14 protein-coding genes are annotated in these 18,942 nt (G+C 52.3%); 13 read left to right on the forward strand and 1 reads right to left on the reverse strand.

The window, feature by feature from the left end:
• Positions 1–266 precede the first annotated feature (266 nt).
• The 10 genes from ACK8P7_RS07590 (at position 267) to ACK8P7_RS07635 (ending at position 10,789) form a co-directional block, all read left to right on the forward strand.
• Positions 267–1,070 (forward strand): SDR family NAD(P)-dependent oxidoreductase, encoded by an 804-nt coding sequence (locus ACK8P7_RS07590; protein ID WP_410043614.1) that lies wholly within the window; start codon positions 267–269, stop codon positions 1,068–1,070.
• A 536-nt stretch (positions 1,071–1,606) separates the two neighbouring features.
• Positions 1,607–1,834, forward strand: coding sequence for a hypothetical protein (locus ACK8P7_RS07595; RefSeq protein WP_410043615.1), 228 nt, complete (start codon positions 1,607–1,609; stop codon positions 1,832–1,834).
• Positions 1,835–1,971: 137 nt separating this feature from the next.
• Positions 1,972–2,202, forward strand: coding sequence for a DUF6718 family protein (locus ACK8P7_RS07600; protein WP_410043616.1), 231 nt, complete (start codon positions 1,972–1,974; stop codon positions 2,200–2,202).
• Between the two features lie 146 nt (positions 2,203–2,348).
• Positions 2,349–3,833, forward strand: coding sequence for an IS1096 element passenger TnpR family protein (locus ACK8P7_RS07605; RefSeq protein ID WP_410043617.1), 1,485 nt, complete (start codon positions 2,349–2,351; stop codon positions 3,831–3,833).
• A gap of 114 nt (positions 3,834–3,947) precedes the next feature.
• Positions 3,948–4,343, forward strand: a complete 396-nt coding sequence (locus ACK8P7_RS07610) for a hypothetical protein (protein ID WP_410043618.1) — start codon at positions 3,948–3,950, stop codon at positions 4,341–4,343.
• A gap of 25 nt (positions 4,344–4,368) precedes the next feature.
• On the forward strand, positions 4,369–5,415 hold the full coding sequence (locus ACK8P7_RS07615; protein ID WP_410043619.1) for a type II TA system antitoxin MqsA family protein: 1,047 nt from the start codon (positions 4,369–4,371) through the stop codon (positions 5,413–5,415).
• Between the two features lie 157 nt (positions 5,416–5,572).
• Positions 5,573–7,243 (forward strand): AAA family ATPase, encoded by a 1,671-nt coding sequence (locus ACK8P7_RS07620; protein ID WP_410043620.1) that lies wholly within the window; start codon positions 5,573–5,575, stop codon positions 7,241–7,243.
• A 184-nt stretch (positions 7,244–7,427) separates the two neighbouring features.
• Positions 7,428–8,417: a type I phosphomannose isomerase catalytic subunit gene (locus ACK8P7_RS07625; RefSeq protein WP_410043621.1), complete on the forward strand. Its 990-nt coding sequence runs from the start codon at positions 7,428–7,430 to the stop codon at positions 8,415–8,417.
• A gap of 141 nt (positions 8,418–8,558) precedes the next feature.
• Positions 8,559–9,716: a UDP-galactopyranose mutase gene (glf, locus tag ACK8P7_RS07630; protein WP_410043622.1), complete on the forward strand. Its 1,158-nt coding sequence runs from the start codon at positions 8,559–8,561 to the stop codon at positions 9,714–9,716.
• A gap of 32 nt (positions 9,717–9,748) precedes the next feature.
• The gene (locus tag ACK8P7_RS07635) at positions 9,749–10,789 is read left to right on the forward strand and encodes an aldo/keto reductase (RefSeq protein WP_410043623.1); all 1,041 of its coding nucleotides are present in this window, start codon (positions 9,749–9,751) and stop codon (positions 10,787–10,789) included.
• Positions 10,790–10,917: 128 nt separating this feature from the next.
• Here ACK8P7_RS07635 and ACK8P7_RS07640 read toward each other — a convergent pair whose 3' ends face one another.
• Positions 10,918–11,715 carry a hypothetical protein gene (locus ACK8P7_RS07640; RefSeq protein WP_410043624.1) on the reverse strand — a complete coding sequence of 266 codons (798 nt, stop codon included), beginning with the start codon at positions 11,713–11,715 and terminating at the stop codon, positions 10,918–10,920.
• Positions 11,716–12,315: 600 nt separating this feature from the next.
• Between ACK8P7_RS07640 and ACK8P7_RS07645 the strand changes: the two genes are divergently transcribed.
• The 3 genes from ACK8P7_RS07645 (at position 12,316) to ACK8P7_RS07655 (ending at position 18,891) form a co-directional block, all read left to right on the forward strand.
• A complete protein-coding gene (locus ACK8P7_RS07645) occupies positions 12,316–12,861 on the forward strand; it encodes a hypothetical protein (protein WP_410043625.1) in 546 nt (181 codons plus the stop codon).
• 245 nt (positions 12,862–13,106) lie between these two features.
• Entirely contained in the window at positions 13,107–16,358 is a 3,252-nt protein-coding gene (gene ileS / locus ACK8P7_RS07650) for an isoleucine--tRNA ligase (protein WP_410043626.1), read from the forward strand.
• Positions 16,359–16,434: 76 nt separating this feature from the next.
• Positions 16,435–18,891, forward strand: a complete 2,457-nt coding sequence (locus ACK8P7_RS07655; protein ID WP_410043627.1) for a glycogen/starch/alpha-glucan phosphorylase — start codon at positions 16,435–16,437, stop codon at positions 18,889–18,891.
• Positions 18,892–18,942 lie beyond the last annotated feature (51 nt).

The raw sequence follows: 18,942 nt of genomic DNA on the forward strand, positions 1-18,942 counted from the left end.
ACCCTCCTTTCGGTTCCCTGATACTGTGGCATCCACCAGCGATTATCATCGTAGACTTGATTGAAATTAGTACTCAGGAGAAGTTCTCCGGCACATCCAGCTGATAAACAATTCAGATAAAGGTAGCGGCAATACACTCCTATGAAGTAGTCAGAGCTACAGGGGATAATAAAAAGTCCCACAGTATCTGAATGTATTGAACCACAGAATCAAAAAGAAAGGAAAATGTTGATTTAGCTTCTGGAATCATCATACAAGGAAGAAAAATGGACAGATTAAAAGGCAAAGTTGCGATCGTTACAGGCTCAACAAGTGGTATTGGTGTGGGAATTGCGAAGCTGTATGCGGCAGAGGGAGCGAAAGTTGTGATCTGCGGCAGAAGAGCGGAAAAAGGACAGGCCGTTGTGGATGAGATCGCAGCAGCAGGCGGAGAAGCTTATTATCACTTTATGGATATGACGCAGATGGACAGCATTGACAAGCTGTTTGCTGATACGGAAGAAAAGTACGGAAAAATCGATATCCTGGTAAACAATGCGGCAAACGTTGGATTAAAGGACGGACGTGTTGATGAACTGACACTGGAAATGTGGGATGCGATCTTCCAGAGCGATATGCGCGGTACATTCTATACAACGAAAGTTGCTCTTCCGTATCTGCAGAAGAATCCGGATGGAGGTTCCATTATCAATATCGGTTCCATGGCTTCCTGCGCCGGCGACCTCGGATCTACCGCGTATGCGTGCGCAAAGGCAGGCGTTAATATGCTGACTCAGGCTGTCGCAACTCAGTACGGAAAACAGAAAATCCGCTGCAACTGTGTTCGTCCGGGTCTGATCGTTACTCCGCAGAACGAGGCGCATGTTCCGCAGGCATTAAAGGATATCTTCCTGAGCAATATTATGGTAGACCGTTATGGCTGCCCGGAGGATATCGGACATCTTTGCGTATATCTTGCATCGGATGAGAGCTATTATGTGACAGGCCAGATCATCAACGTTGATGGCGGTCTGAACTCCCATGTACCGACCGTTGCCCAGTTCAGAGCGCTGAATTCCAGAACCTGGTAGGATTATCGCAGAAGCACCGGAGCGAAAGACAGATCAACAGAAAAACAATACCGTCGTGCAGACGGATATAATGCGGAGATTCCCGGAGACAGATGTGTTTTCGGGGATCTCTTTTGTGTCATAGGGAACTTTTTACCCATATGCTGTTCCGGTTCTGAGAAATGTCGTCAGATGTCGCGAAGACTGCGGGAAAAATTGTTCGGAACGCTAGGAATTTTCAGGAATATTTGTTATAACACTTCTAATCTGTGAATGAAATCGTGGACAATGCAGGGGAGAGGAAGGTGGTAAGACAGATGCCGTCATATAAGGCAGCAATGAATAAAATATATGAAGATTCTTATGGCAGATGGCGTAAAGCTGTCTTTGTCACCGGCATAATCAGCGCGGGAATTATCTTGAACATTGGGGCCAGGCCCCGGGAAGACATGCGGAGGAAGCTGTAAACAGACTTCGATACAATAAGGTAAATAATCAGGTATCATTTCACACACAAAAAGCACTGGAATATTTGAGATTTGTTGGGAGGGATCGGTATGAGTGAGATATATACCTTTAATGGGAAAGATATCACGATGAACGTGTTCATTCAGATCCGGGCAGTCGTTGATATTATTAAAGAAGCTAGGAAGATTGATTTCATAGAGGCATTGGGACAGTTTTATCATTCCGATACCTATAAGACACTGCAAAATACGGAAAACGGTCTCTGGGCAGAGTCTCCGGAATATATTGCGGACTGCTTCTTCGAAAACCGGTATTAAAGAGGGGCAGGAGGGGCCAGGCCACGGTAAGAAAGAATAAACAAATTCTAAAAAGTTTATAAACTCTGCGACGGAAATTTGGTGTGCTGATAATTGGATTGATTCGGAATGAGCATGATTTTAGGGGGTGCTGAGTAATGTGCTATCTGGTGGCAAAAGATCGTGATGCGCATGGTTGCTTTGCGCTGAAAACAACGCATGGAAAGCATCTGGTAGAATTAAAGAGGGAACTGAATCAGGTGGTTGGGTATCAGGGGGTACAGCTGGTAACGATCAGCAGACCAACGGCCTATGGGGAATATGCACCATATCACTTCGTGGATACGGAGCAGGAATTCCGGATGCTTGTAAAAGGGCTTCGGCCGTGATTTATGTAGACTGTGGGAGTCACTCTGTGGCTCTCTTTTTTTATTTTCAATATGCGTGTCGAATTTAAATGAAATCATTTACACAGTAATGTGTACAGACTATACTCTGTATGTCGAAAGTAAATGAGATGAATTGGGAGGGAGCTATGACAGAAAAGGATGAGTTGTTTTTTCGGTCGGTGGTAGATGCCTATCATGCCTGCCATGAGTCTCTTCGGGATACGGCGAAGGCGATGCAGCTTTCCAGGACGAAGGTCAGGAAGATTCTGATTACGATGGGAGCGCTCGAGTCAGACATTACGGAGAGGGCACTTCTGCTGCGAGAGAAGGGGTACGGCCGTGATGAGATTGCGGACGCGCTCGGTGTATCGGCGGCAACATTGTCCACGTATATGCCGTATGGAGAACGGGTATACAACCGGGAAGAGAAGACGAAGAACGCGATTCGGGTGAAGAACTGTCTGGCACGACAGGTGATAGCTGCGGAAAACCAGGTGGGCCGAGGCGTACAGAGAGAGGAAAAGGAAAGGATACGGGTTATGGAAGAGATGAGGGATGGGAAGGTGCTGAAGTTGCACCTGGAGCTGATGTACGAGCTGGAGGAAGCGCAGCGTGAGGTGTTGAGAAAATACGGGAAGGTTCGAGAGAGGATCAGCCGGGATATTCTGGTGCCGGCAGAGATGCCGCTTCATAATCTGCACTATGCGATCCAGAAGGCGTTCGGCTGGCAGAACAGCCATTTGCATCATTTTACATATGAAGATGAGCTTCTCGGGAACTTGTTTGGAGGAAAGTTTATATCCTGGGTGCCATTCTGTGGGCTGTATTTTCGTTTTCCGAGTGAAGACTTCGATGATCTTTACTGGGACGATGATTATGAAGAGGGCTATAGCGTGAAGTCGTGGCTAAGGTCGAAATATACCGGACCGTACTACTATGGTGGAAACAGCGAGCACTATCTGGCAGCACAGCTGGCGGCGAGATTCTTTCTGCAGGAGAACAGGACGGTGAAGGTCGGACCGAGCTTCGATGAGTATCGGAAGGGGAAGAAGGGGGCTACGAGTCATAAGATCGAAGACGTCTCCATGGATGCGATGAAGATGTATTTTGCCGCCGGTATGGATGAACTGCTGGAGCGAATCCCGGTCGGGCAGCTGATCGGACTGGAGCTGGCGGACAGCGAAGAGCTGATAGAGCTTGTGATATCCACGGCGAAGAACTTTGATGCAAATCTAAAAGAGTTAGATGATTGTCTGGGTAGAAAAGATGATAAGGCACGGTGGGGACTCATACAGAAAACGGATCTGCCGGTTCTGCCGCTCTCGGATACGCTGATTTATCGATATGATTACGGCGATGACTGGACGGTGAAGATCACCGTGGTCGAGGAAGTGGAGGGCGAACTGAAAGACCAGGTGCTGGAGACGGAGCGGCCGATCTGCGTGGCAGCGGATGGACTGCCGGTGATGGATGATGTAGGCGGGATACGCGGGTACTGTGAGCTGCTAAAGGTAGTAAAGGGAAAAGAAGAGAGCGAAGTGAGTGCGTTTGAAAGTAAAGAAGATGCGAAGGATTGGGCTCGCATGATGGGATGGACAGGACGGATGAGTAAGGCGGAGAATGTACTGTGATTCAGGTCCTGAAATGCTCTGAAAATTTGCAACATACATTGATTTACAATCAAATAAATGGTAAACTATCAATTGATAGTTAATGCGTTTGGAGGTGATGACATTTTTCTAAGTATGATATCTAAGGAATCTGAGGTCGGAGATTTCCTTGAGCGTTTAAAAGGGATTTTGGAAAAAGACGATTTTAATGTGGATCAAAATCTGATTTTAATTCAGAAGAAGAAACCGCATGATGAGGAACACTCAACACCATATACGCTTGTGGATTTGGAGTATGATTTAGAGGATGTTATTGCACGGCTAAAAGAGTTGACTATATCGGAATATTCAGAAACAAAAATTGATAAGGATAATTTGGATCCTCCGTTGCTATTCGTTTTTGGAAAGGATATTAACAGAAAGCTTGTATATGTGAAGTTGAAGATTAAGGAAAGTGATAATCAAGGGCGATGCATTCTATGCGTGTCATTCCATTATGCTAAAGATAAGATGAATTTCCCTTATGCATAGATGGAAATGAAAAGGAGGAGGAACGATGGAGGGCAGTACACTTATTAGGAAGATTCATATGGTTTGTCCATTATGCGATAGAACACATGAGGTTGAAGAAAGAAGAAGAATAGCGACGATTACCATCAAAGGCGATAAAGTGTCGTATGAAGAAAGATTTTTATACTGCGTAAATGCAGATGAAGCTGAAAATGAATTTGTGACTGGTTCAATGGCAAATGAAAATTTGCTGAATGCCAGAAATGGCTATAGAGTTAAACATGGTTTACTTACTTCTGATGAAATTGTAGCAATACGAGAAAACTATGGACTTTCGCAAGTGGACCTGGCGCGATTACTTGGATGGGGGGAAGCAACCATTTCCCGATACGAAAGCAAAGCTATACAGGATGAAGCTTATGACACGATGCTTCGGTTGATAAAAGATAATCCACTTGCTGCATTAGAGTTTTTAAAGAAAAATGCAGATAAGTTTTCTGCTATGAAAAGATTAGAAATTCGAAGCAAAATAGTTGAAAAGTTAGATACCTATGGAAAGGAATTTCTGTCTAGACAGGCCTTCGAAGCAGAATATGCTTCGTTTGACACCAAATGTGATTCAAATGGATTTGCATTACTTAATATAGATAAACTTGAAGCGATGATATCTTATATTGCCGAAAAAGTATCTCATCTATATAAAGTAAAACTCATGAAAATGCTGTGGTATGCGGATTCATTATCCTTTAAATCGAGCGGTCTGGCAATGTCAGGAATGGTATATCGGCATGAAACGATGGGGGCATTGCCTATAGGACACTATGCTTTGATGAACCTGGAACGCTTAAATGTTAAAGAAGAAGCTTGTGGCGATTACGACTATATGCTTCATATTTATCCGACTTTAGATATGGATTACTCGATTCTCACGAAGGCGGATAAAAAAATTCTGGATGCGGTGGTTGAAAAATTCAAGGATTATAAGTCAAAGGCCATCATTGATTATATGCATGAAGAAATAGCTTATACACAAACCGGACAGGGAGATATTATCCCATTTAGTCTTGCGAAAGAGATACGGGATTTTCTTTGAGCGTTAGTAAGAGTTTACGGTGACAACACAGTGAATCAATTGTGCGAAGTAATCATAAGGGCTTTTGATTTTGATAGTGATCATCTCTATGAATTCTGCATGCGGATGGCATGGAGACGGATACTCCGTGCATGGCTACGTGAAAGGAGCGACAGCGATGAGGATACTGAATATTCCTGTTGGGGTTTCGAATTTTGAAGAAATTCGTAAAAACGGGTATTACTACATCGATAAATCAGGGCTGATCGGAGAACTGCTCAGTAGAACCGGGACGAAAGTGACACTGATCACGCGTCCTCGGCGCTTCGGTAAGACGCTGGGCATGAGTATGCTGGAAAACTTTTTCGACATCCGTAAGGACAGTAGAGCGCTGTTTGAGGGGCTGGAGATTGCGAGGGATCAGGCGCTGTGCGATGCGTGGATGAATCAGTATCCGACGATTTTTGTTTCGTTTCGGCAGGTGGATGGTCTTGATTTCACCGGGGCATACGATATGCTCACCTGGGTCATCTCGGAACTGTATAAAAAGCATCGCTATCTGCTGGACAGCGACAGAATCGGTACCAGTGATAAGGAGATCGCGAAGCAGCTGGAATGGGGACAGGCTTCCTTGAAAGACACGAAAGGAAGTCTGCTGCTGCTTACCAGGATGATGCAGCAGCACTATGGTAAACCTGTGATCCTCCTGATCGATGAGTATGATGTTCCGGTGGCCAAGGCAAACAGTAACGGATACTATGCGGAAATGCTGGATGTCATGAAGGGCTTACTGCAGGCTCTGAAGGACAATCAGGCGCTTCAATTTGCAGTGGTGACAGGCTGCCTGAAGATTGCGAAAGAAAGCATCTTTACGGGCACCAATAATTTTGTGTCCGATACGATTACGAACTCTCGTCTGAATGAGTATTTCGGCTTCGTGCAGAGTGAAGTGGACCAGCTGCTGAAGGATGCGGGTGTGACGGAACAGGCGGACAGCATCCGGAGATGGTATGATGGCTATCATTTCGGAGACTTCGATGTCTACTGTCCGTGGGATGTGATGAATTACATGCTGGAGCTGCAGCGCGATCCGAAGGCGAAGCCGATCAGCTACTGGAAGAACACCAGTGACAATGCGATCATCCGTTCCTTTATCGACTATGCAGGGAGTACGATCACAAACAAGCTTGAAATCTTAATGGCTGGTGGCTGCATCGTTCAGCGAGTGGATGAAAACCTGACGTACGACTACCTGCACGCTTCAGAAGATAACCTCTGGAGCACACTCTACCTGACAGGTTACCTGACGCGGGCACGTGAAGCGGATTATAAGGGTGAAGTTCCAGATGGCATGGTTGCGCTGATGATTCCGAATGCAGAGATCCGGGAGATCTTCGAGACGACCGTCATCCGCTGGTTTGATGACAGCACGAAGAAGTGGAATCGAACTGCGCTGTTTGATGCCGTCTGGCGTGGTGACAGTGAGGGCATAACGAAAGAGATGAATGCCCTGCTCCGGCGCACCATCAGCTACCATGACTATCGGGAGGATTTCTACCATGCGTTCCTGGCGGGCATCTTCACAGGTGCAGGATACATGGTGGATTCGAATAAGGAGCATGGAGAAGGCCGCAGCGATGTGGTCGTCTATGATCCGGTGAATGCACGCGTCGCCATCTTTGAAGCGAAGTACACGAAGACCCTGGAAAATATGGAAAGAGAGTGCGATATGGCATTACAGCAGATCGATGATCGGATGTATGCTGCGGAGTACGAGGACGACTACGACCAGATTCTCTGCTATGGGATTTCATTCTTCCGGAAACGTTGCATGGTAAAGAAAAAGTGATGATCGGGGAGTCGGATGACCTTGTGAGTTGCCGGTGTGCCGTTGATTTTATGAACGTCATCGAGGCCATCCGCATCACCCGAAGATTGACAATTACCCTAGATGTGTTACTATAATCCCACACGTGAAATTGATAACTGTTTATTAGAGCCGTGCGTACAGCATGGCTCTCATTTTTTGTAGTATGCAAGTGAAAAACAGACCTTTCCTCCTGTCGCCGGCGGCCAAGGATTATATCTGGGGCGGTACGCGGCTGCGCGAGGAGTATAATAAACATATAGATGTGACGCCGCTGGCGGAGACCTGGGAGTGCTCGACGCATCCGGATGGGCCGTCGCGCGTGGCGAGTGGTGTATTTGCGGGGGAGAAGCTCGTGGATGTGCTTCGTGCGCATCCAGAGTTCATCGGGACGCATCCGAAGACGGACGGCGAGGGCGGCCTGCCGGTGCTGATCAAGTTTATCGATGCGGCGCGGGATCTGTCAGTGCAGGTGCATCCGAGTGACGAGTACGCGCGGACGCATGAGCACGGGCAGCTTGGGAAAACCGAGATGTGGTATGTGCTTGAAGCGGCGCCGGGGGCGAGCCTCGTCTATGGCTTCCGCCAGGACCTCACGAGGGCGATGCTGGCGGCTTTACTCGAGGACGACACGGTGGAGCAGTATCTCCAGAAGGTGGAAATCCATCGCGGCGATGTCTTTCTGATCGAGTCCGGCACGGTGCATGCCATCGGCGCGGGTGCGATGATCGTGGAGATCCAGGAGAGCTCGAACCTCACCTACCGGATGTATGACTATCATCGGCTCGGGAAGGACGGAAAACCACGGGAGCTGCACATCGCGAAGGCGCTGGACGTCGTGGATCTCCGGCGGAAACCGCTGCCGGAGCAGCTGCAGCGCGAGCGTGAGGAACACGACGGCTACAGCGTGGAGCTCCTCGAGCAGTGCAAGTACTTCCGGACGGAGCGGATCCACCTGGATACGATGTTAAAATCCGTCGTGTTTTCGACGGGCCCGGCGTCCTTCGAGGTGCTGCTCTGTGTGGATGGCAGCGGAACGCTCAGCGGCGAGGATGTGGAGCTTTCGTTCCGGAAAGGCGACTGCATCTTCGTGCCGGCTGACAGCATTGGCCTCGAGATCCGTGGACAGAGCGAGCTGCTGAAGGTGACGTGCTGAGACCTGGCCGGCAGCAGCTTCTGTGAAAACGCTAGACGGATGCCGGAGCGGGCGGACCGCGTGAAGGGATGCTTCCTGGCGCGTCCCCCGAGCGGGATGTTATAGATAAAAAGTGAATGAAACCATCGGAAGGAGAGCGGAATGGCGAAATATGATTATCTGGTAGTGGGTGCCGGTCTGTACGGCGCGGTGTTTGCGCAGGAGGCGCGGAAGGCGGGGAAGTCGGTGATGGTGATCGATAGGCGTCCGAACATCGCCGGCAATGTCTACACGGAGGATGTGGAGGGCATCCATGTGCATAAGTATGGCGCGCACATCTTCCACACGAACGACACGGAGGTCTGGAACTACGTGCAGCAGTTCGCGACCTTCAACCGCTTCACGAACTCGCCGGTGGCGAACTACCACGGCGAGCTGTATTCGCTGCCATTCAACATGTACACCTTCAATCGTATGTGGGGTGTGGTGACGCCGGAGGAGGCCGCGGCGAAGATCGATGAGCAGAAGCGGGACTACATCGCGCGGAAGCAGGCGGAGCGCGGGCTCGCGGCGGATGCGCCGTTTGAGCCGCAGAACCTCGAGGAGCAGGCGATTTCGCTGATCGGTGTGGATATTTACGAGAAGCTCATCAAGGGTTATACCGAGAAGCAGTGGGGCCGTCCGTGCACGGAGCTCCCGTCCTTCATCATTAAGCGCCTGCCGGTGCGTCTCACCTTCGACAACAACTATTTCAATGCACTCTACCAGGGCATTCCGGTCGGGGGCTATACGCAGATGGTGGCGAACATGCTGGACGGCATCGAGGTGGAGCTCGGCGTGGATTACCTCGCGGAGAAGGCGAAGTATGACGCGCTTGCGGAGAAGGTGGTCTATACCGGTGCGATCGACGCGTACTTCGGCTACCAGCTCGGCACGCTCGAGTACCGTTCGGTGCGCTTCGAGACGGAGCTGCTCGACCAGCCGAATTTCCAGGGCAATGCGGCTGTCAACTACACCGATCGCGAGACGCCATGGACCCGGATCATCGAGCACAAGTGGTTCGAGTTCGGCAAGGACGCGGAGGGCCGGGACCTTCCGAAGACCGTGATCTCCCGCGAATTCTCGAGCGAGTGGAAGCCGGGCGATGAGCCGTACTATCCGGTCAATGATGAGAAAAACGGCGCGCTCTATCAGGCGTATAAGAAGCTGGCAGACACCGAGACGCGCGTGATCTTCGGTGGTCGTCTCGGTGAGTACAAGTACTATGACATGGATAAGGTGATCGCATCGGCACTTGAGATGAGCCGGCGGGAACTGTAAAGGTTTTTGATTTCTAAGAGGAGGAAGAAGATATGAGCGAGAAATATGTGGCCGCAGCAGGCCGTTACAGCGAGGAGGAGAAGCTCTACCGGCGTTGTGGAAAGTCGGGACTGAAGCTTCCGAAGGTTTCCCTGGGTCTCTGGCATAACTTCGGCACGGAGGCCGACATGGACGTGATGAAGTCGATGCTGTTTACGGCATTTGACCACGGCATCACCCACTTCGATCTGGCGAACAACTACGGCCCGGAGCCGGGTGCGGCAGAGGAGAACTTCGGAAAAATCATGAGCGCAGATCTTCGTCCGTACCGTGATGAGATGATCATCTCCTCGAAGGCAGGTTTTACCATGTGGGACGGCCCTTACGGTGACTGGGGCTCCCGTAAGTATCTGATGGCATCACTCGATCAGTCGCTGAAGCGCATGCAGCTCGATTATGTGGATATCTTCTATCATCATCGGATGGACCCGGAGACCCCGCTCGAGGAGACCATCATGGCGCTCGATCAGATCGTACGCTCCGGGAAGGCGCTGTACGTCGGCATCTCAAATTACGACGGGCCGCACGCAGCCGAGGCGCGGAAGCTGGCCCGGGAGATCCACCTGCCGCTCATCATCAACCAGAATCGCTACTCGATTCTGGACCGCACCATCGAGAAGAACGGGCTCAAGGACTTCGCCCGCGAGGACGGCATGGGCGTCATCTGCTTCTCACCGCTCGCACAGGGCATGCTGTCCGAGAAGTACCTGAAGGGCATCCCGTCCGATTCCCGCATCGCGAAGGACGGTCGTTTCCTCCACGCAGACGACCTCAAGCCGGAGAAGATGGAGGGCATCCGTCGTCTCGATGAGATCGCGAAGCGCCGTGGCCAGACGCTTCCGCAGATGGCCCTCGCCTGGGACCTCCGCGATCCGGAGATCACCTCGGTGCTGATCGGCGCATCGAAGCCGCAGCAGATCCTCGAGAACCTCGGTGCCATCGAGAACACCAGCTTCTCCGCAGAAGAGCTGCGGGAGATCGACGAGATCCAGGCATCCATCGCCGGCGAACTCGACGCACGTAGACAGGTATAACAGCTTAGGCAGGGGGAACCCGGAGGGGGCGGCAACGGAGGCCATACGTAGAGACCGTGTAAAATCAAGCCGGGTCCCCTGGCTGAACTGAAAACGGCAGAGGGCTTCCCTCTGCCGTTTCGATCGTTTTATCGGTTTTCAGTGGTGACGCTGCCACCGCGGTTCGGGCCGTCGCTGTTTGTGATCACGGTCTGCGGGCCGCTCGCGCTCGAGGAGCTCGTGTTCTTCTTCGGGACGGATGGACCGAAGCCGCTGGTGGATGGTGCGGTCGTGCTCGGATCCACCCGCTCGGTGGTTGAAGCATTGGCGCTGGTACCTGTGCCGGTAGTGGTGCCATCGCCGTTTGCGTCCGTCTTACCGACGGTGATCTTATTCGTCACGAGATCCTTCTTCGACACACTCGCAGTGTTGCCGGCGTTCGGCTTATTGAGAACACTGCTGTTGTTCTTCGAGCTGGACGAAGTCGTCTTGTTCGTGGACGACGTCTTATCGTTCTTACTGCTTGAGCTGCTGTTGTTCTTTGACGACGACTTCGAACCCGTGCGACTCGTCACGAGACGCGTACCGTCCGAAGCGTAGCCATACTTCCGGAGCCCCTCGATCGGCGTCGGCGCGACATAGGTGCCGACCGGATACGTCCGGGTCACGGGCGTCACTCCGTCGAACCAGGCACCCGCCTCCCCGACGAGGTAGCCGTCCGGCGTCGTCTGATTCAGCATGAGATACCCGTTCTCGTCGAAGGCGAAGCACTGGTAGACCCCATCGCCGTCTCCGTCGATCCACTGCCACGCGTAGGTAGGATAGCTCCCATCATCATTTATGTACCAGAACCCCGTCGAGTTCGCCCTCCACTCGCCCGCAAGCGCAGGCGTGGACAGAAGTACCGCGCTGAGCAGCGCCGTGGCACCCGCGGCCAGTATGGACATCGCCCTCCCTTTCGTAACTCTTCTGAATAGCTCGAACTTACGCATAACACCTTCCCCCTCGTAGATATAGATGACCGGATGGCCGCAGGATCTCAGCATTGGCCCGCGCCCCATGAAAGAGGATAAAAAACGCAGCTGATGCATGTCTCGTGCGCATACCGGTACAACACACGTACTATAATGTATGAATAAATATACTATAGCATGCCGAGGGTGCAGAAATCCGCGGGATTCGATTGCGATTCGCTTACAGATTTTGACGAAAACGTTAAGAATTCGTCAGAAATTGAAGAAATATGAGGCGACGAGGAATTCTTGCCGCCTGAATTCTTTTCTTGTAGGCATGATCGCGAGTTAAAGCGCTTACAGTGCCTGCAATTGGAATTCTCCAGCAAATCTTAAGCAAATAACAAGAATTTAAGCGCTGTTCTTCATAATCCGCTGTGGTATAGTAGGATTATCAGCTGAATCGGTTTACCGATGGCGAGGCTGAAGCGGTTTGAAAACACCGCAGCTTCATCTGAAGCCTTTCAGAGAGTGATATGATCGTCGGGTGCCCGGCACCTCGAGTATCCTGCGGGACCTGCAGGGAAATGGAGAATGAATATGAGAAACTTCACGAAGAAAGTAGTCGCAACCACCACCGCTGTTCTGATGAGTGCATCTGTACTCGCAGGCACCGCACTCGCGGCCGGTACAGGCACCGCAAATACAGCATACCAGAGCCTGGTAGATACCGTCACCTCCACGAAGCAGGTGCGGAGCGCATTTAACGCGAAGTCCGTCGCAAGAAACGCAGCGAAGGGCACACAGAAGGCCGGCAGCACCTCTTCCCTCACAGCAAACCAGATCGTAACCAATGTCATCAAGATCAAGGGCGCAGGCGCCGCAGCAGCGAACGGAACCACCGTAAGCGATAAGGTCGCCGCATCGAAGGCGGCCGCTGCAGCCGCAAACGCAGCCTACACAAACGCTGCAAGTGCGATCGGCGAGCCGGATCTCACCCAGACCGCAGGCGCGATGTTCGGACCATCCGTACCGGCAGGCGCATACACGAACCAGATCGCACCGGTCATCGACTACACCATGATCAACGTACCGGGCCCGGACGGACAGATCTCTGACGGAAACGCCCAGGACTGGTAATCTGAAAGCTTACCGAAATCCAGATAAAATCGAGACAAAACTTTTGGAAGCTGTGCCACTTGGCACAGCTTCTTTTCGTATGCCTGCACCGCGCCTTTACACGTTATTTCCTTGATTTTATCATCCCCCTACTTTATAATGAGAAGGCTATAAAGGCCGCATTCTGCCTATTTTTCGGGTTAGAGGTCTGCAACCGGTCCACACCGGTTTATACTTATATATATTTTGAAGGAGAAAAGGCGCTTATGTTTAGAAAAGTTGATACAAACATGAACTTTGTAGAGCGCGAGGGCGAGGTCGAGGAGTTCTGGAGACAGAATCATATCTTCGAAGAGTCCATCAAGGAGCACGAGGGTGATCCATCCTACGTTTTCTACGATGGTCCGCCTACGGCGAATGGTAAGCCGCATATCGGCCATGTCGAGACGCGCGCGTTCAAGGACATGATTCCGAGATTCCACGCGATGAAGGGTGCGATGGTACCACGTAAGGCTGGCTGGGATACCCACGGTCTTCCGGTCGAGCTCGAGGTCGAGAAGCAGATCGGCATCAACGGTAAGGATCAGATCGAGAACTACGGTATCGCGCCTTTTATCGATCACTGTAAGGAAAACGTCTGGAAGTATAAGGGCATGTGGGAGGACTTCTCCTACAAGGTCGGCTTCTGGGCAGACATGGAGCACCCGTACGTTACCTACCATGACGACTATATCGAGTCCGAGTGGTGGGCACTGAAGGAGATCTTCAAGAAGAAGCTCCTGTACGAGGGCTTCAAGGTCGTACCGTACTGTCCGCGCTGCGGAACCCCGCTCTCCAGCCACGAGGTAGCACAGGGCTATAAGGAGCTGACCGAGCGTTCAGCGATCGTCCGCTTCAAGGCGAAGGATCAGGATTTCTACTTCCTCGCATGGACGACCACCCCATGGACCCTTCCATCGAACACCGGCCTCTGTGTAAATCCGGATCTGGACTACGCGAAGGTAAAGGCTGCCGACGGCTACACCTACGTGATGGCCTGCTCACTGCTGGATAAGGTACTCGGTCCGCTCGCGAAGGACGGCATGCCGGCCTACGAGATCCTCGAGACCTATAAGGGTACGGACCTCGTCGGGATCGACTACGAGCCACTCTATGCATGTGCAGCGGAGGCGGCTGCGAAGCAGCATAAGCGCGCACACTTCGTGATCGCAGACGGCTACGTAACGGCAGACGATGGTACTGGAATCGTACACATTGCCCCTGCATTCGGTGAGGATGATGCCCGTGTCGGCCGTGAGAATGGCTTCCCGCTCATCAAGTTCGTCGATGAGAAGGGTGTGATGACCGAGGAGACGCCGTTCGCCGGCATGCGCTGCAAGCCGACCGAGAAGGAGATGGCCGCGGGTGCGATCAGCGCGGATCCAGAGGTACTGAAGGATCTGTCCGCACGTAAGCTGCTCTTCGATGCGCCGAAGTTCACCCACTCCTATCCGCACTGCTGGAGATGTGATACGCCGCTTATTTACTATGCGAGAGAGTCCTGGTTCATCAAGATGAGTGCCGTAAAGGACGACCTCGTTCGCAACAACAACACCGTCAACTGGTTCCCGGCGACGATCGGTACCGGCCGTTTCGGTGCATGGATCGAGAATGTACAGGACTGGGGTCTTTCACGTAACCGCTACTGGGGCACCCCGCTCAACATCTGGACCTGCCCGTGCTGCGGTAAGCAGGAGGCCATCGGCTCCATCCAGGAGCTCCGCGAGCGTTCCACGAACTACGACGAACTCCTCGCACAGCTGAAGGCTGAGGGCAAGGGCGGCTACAGCTCCGACTATGTGGGCTACGAGCACATCGAACTCCACAAGCCGTATGTAGACCAGATCACCCTGCGCTGTCCGGATTGCGGCGGCGAGATGCACCGTGTACCGGAGGTGATCGACTGCTGGTTCGATTCCGGCGCGATGCCATATGCACAGCATCACTATCCGTTCGAGAATAAGGAGCTCTTCGAGTCCCAGTTCCCGGCACAGTTTATCTGTGAGGCCGTGGATCAGACCCGTGGATGGTTCTATTCCCTCCTCGCCGAGAGTACGATCCTCTTTAATAAGGCACCGTACCAGAACGTCCTCGTACTGGGCCATGTTCAGGACGAGAACGGACAGAAGATGAGTAAGTCGAAGGGCAATGCAGTCGACCCGATGGATGCGCTCCAGAAGCACGGTGCCGACGCCATCCGCTGGTTCTTCTACACGAACTCTGCACCATGGCTGCCAAACCGCTTCCATGATAAGGCCGTCGTCGAGGGACAGCGTAAGTTCCTGTCGACGCTCTGGAACACCTATGCATTCTTCGTTCTGTACGCCAACATTGACGACTTCGACCCGACGAAGTACAGCCTCGACTACGCGTCCCTCGGTGTCATGGATCGCTGGCTGCTCAGCAAGCTGAACACCGTGATCCGTGAAGTCGATGACGACCTCACGAACTTCCGTATCCCGGAGGCGGCGAACGCGATGCAGGATTTCGTCGATGACATGTCGAACTGGTATGTTCGTCGTTCGAGAGAGCGCTTCTGGGCGAAGGGCATGGAGCAGGATAAGATCAATGCTTACATGACGCTCTATACCGCACTGGTAACGTTCTCGAAGGTAGCGGCACCGATGGTTCCGTTCATCACCGAGTCCATCTACCGTAACCTGGTATGCAGCGTGGATCCGTCTGCGAAGAAATCCGTTCATCTCTGCAGCTTCCCGGAGGCGGACGCGTCGATGATCGACACGGCCCTCGAGGAGAACATGGATGAGGTGCTGCACATGGTACTGCTCGGTCGTGCAGCGAGAAACACCGCAGCTGTAAAGAATCGTCAGCCGATCGGTGACATGTATGTAAAGGCAGAGCACGTACTCGATCCTTTCTTCGTCGACATCGTCGAAGACGAGCTGAATGTCAAGAAGGTGACCTTCCAGGATGACCTTCGCGCATTCACTTCCTATACATTTAAGCCACAGCTGAAGACCGTCGGTCCGAAGTATGGCAAGCACTTAAACGCGATTCGTACACATCTCACCGAGATGGATGGCTCTGCAGCGATGGACGAGCTCGACCAGAACGGCGTACTGAAGTTCACCGTGGACGGTGACACCGAGGTCAGCCTCACGAAGGACGATCTCCTCATCGACGTCGCACAGAAGGGCGGCTTCGTGACCGAGGAGGACATGAGCCTCACCGTCGTGCTCGACACGAACCTGACGCCGGAACTCGAGGAAGAGGGCTTCGTCCGTGAGATCATCAGTAAGCTTCAGACCATGCGTAAGGAAGCCGGCTTCGAGGTTATGGACCACATCACGGTTTACGTGAAGGACAATGCAGAAGTCGCTGCACTTATGCAGAAGAATGAAGACGAAATCAAGCGAATCGTAATGGCCGACAGCATCGTATATGACATCATGAAGGGCTATGAAAAGGAGTGGGATATCAACGGTAAGCAGGTAAAGCTTGCGGTTGAGAAGCTGTAAAATCAGCGACCTGCAAAGGGGAAGAGCAATTCGGGGCTTTGCTTCGGCGAAGCCCTGGTAATGAAAGGATTAATATATGGTGGAAAAGTTTGACAAGGTTGCATTTAAGAAGGCTGTAGAGACCAATGCGCGTAAGCTCTACCGTAGATCTCTCGTAGATCTGAATACGAAGGAAGCATTTCACGCAGTGGCGTATGCTGTCGAGGACGTCATCATCGACGACTGGATGAAGACCCAGAAGGCTGCAGAGAAGCAGGACGCGAAGCGCGTGTACTACCTCTCCATGGAGTTCCTGATGGGCCGTGCACTCGGCAACAACATCCTGAATCTGACCTGTCATGAAGAGCTGAAGGAGGCGATCGAGGAGCTGGGACTGGATCTCAATGCACTCGAGGAGGCTGAGCCGGACTGGGCACTCGGAAACGGTGGCCTCGGTCGTCTTGCTGCCTGCTTCCTGGATTCCCTCGCAACGCTCAACTACTGGGCATGTGGCTGCGGTATCCGCTACAAGTATGGTATGTTCAAGCAGAAGATCGAGGATGGCTACCAGCGTGAGGTGCCGGACGACTGGCTGAGAGACGGTAACCCGTTCGAGCTTCGTCGTGCGGAGCTTCAGAAGGAAGTCAAGTTCGGCGGCTGGGTGGAGACACGTAACGAAAACGGCAAGCTGAAGTTCGTTCAGAAGGGCTATCAGTCCGTCATCGCGATTCCGTACGATACGCCGGTGGTCGGCTATGGTAATCATGTCGTCGATTCTCTCCGTGTATGGGATGCCGAGGCGAAGGAGACCTTCCGCCTCGAGGAGTTCGATAAGGGTAACTACCAGGCAGCCGTAGAGAACGAGAACATGGCGCGCAACATCGTCGAGGTCCTCTATCCGAACGATAACCACCTCGCAGGTAAGGAGCTTCGTCTGCGTCAGCAGTACTTCTTCATCTCCGCTTCTGTACAGACCGCCGTCAAGGAGTACTATGAGAAGCATGATGGAGACATTCACCATCTGTACGAGAAGGTCGCGTTCCAGCTGAATGATACGCACCCGACCGTAGCGGTTGCGGAGCTCATGCGTGTGCTCATGGACGACTATGGCCTCGAGTGGGATGAGGCATGGGAGATCACGAAGAAGACCTGTGCATATACGAACCACACCATCATGGCCGAGGCCCTCGAGAAGTGGCCGATTGAGCTCTTCTCGAAGCTGCTTCCGCGTATCTATCAGATCGTCGAGGAGATCAACCGTCGCTTCTGTGAGGAGATCCGTGCGAAGTATCCGAACAACGCAGAGTATAAGATCTCGAAGATGGCGATCATCTATGACGGTCAGGTGAAGATGGCGCACCTCGCGATCGTGGGCAGCCACGCCGTGAACGGTGTCGCACAGCTTCATACCGAGATTCTGAAGAAGGAGACCCTGAAGGACTTCTATGAGATGTTCCCGGAGATGTTCTCCAACAAGACGAACGGTATCACCCCGCGTAGATGGATGGTACATGCGAACCCGGAGCTTGCAGCCTGGGTAAGCAACAAGATCGGCGATGGCTGGATCACAGACCTTTCGAAGATCAAGAAGCTTGAGGTCTATGCGGATGATGAGAAGTGCCAGGCCGAGTTCATGGCGATCAAGCGTCACAACAAGGAGCGCCTCGCGAAGTACATCCTCGAGCATAACGGCATCCAGGTATCGACGGATGCGATCTTCGACGTCATGGTCAAGAGACTGCACGAGTACAAGCGTCAGCTGATGAACATCCTGCACGTGATGTACATGTACAACGAGCTGAAGGATCATCCGGATATGAACTTCTATCCGCATGTATACATCTTCGGTGCGAAGGCAGCAGCGGGCTATAAGACCGCGAAGCTGACCATCAAGCTGATCAACAGCGTGGCGAACGTCATCAATAACGACGAGTCCATCAACGGTAAGATCAAGGTGGTCTTCATCGAGGATTACCGTGTATCGAACGCCGAGATCATCATCCCGGCCGCGGATATCTCCGAGCAGATTTCGACCGCGTCCAAGGAAGCGTCCGGAACCTCCAACATGAAGCTCATGCTGAACGGTGCCCTGACCCTCGGAACCATGGATGGTGCGAACGTCGAGATCGTAAAGGAAGTCGGCGATGAGCATGCCTTCATCTTCGGTATGTCCGCAGAGGAGGTTATCGAGCTCGAGCACAACCATCAGTATGTACCGATGGAGATCTTCAACAACAACCAGAAGATCCGTCGCGTGCTGATGCAGCTCGTGAACGGCTACTATAGCCCGGAGAACCCGGAGCTGTTCCGTCCGCTCTACAACTCACTTCTGAACACCCAGGAGTCCGACGTCGCAGACCGTTACTTCATCCTGAAGGACCTCGAGTCCTATCACGACGCACAGGAGCGTGCCGTCGCGAAGTACCAGGACGAGGCATGGTGGGCGAGAGCCGCGATCCTCAACACCGCAAACGCCGGCAAGTTCTCCTCCGACCGTACCATCGAAGAGTACGTGAAGGACATCTGGGGACTCGACAAGCTGAAGGTGAAGTAAGCGAGTTTCAGATTGGAATTTCATAATGATCAAAGGAAGACCCCGGCTTTT

It is taken from the genome of Oribacterium sp. P9 (assembly GCF_046365365.1).
Lineage (GTDB): Bacteria > Bacillota > Clostridia > Lachnospirales > Lachnospiraceae > Oribacterium.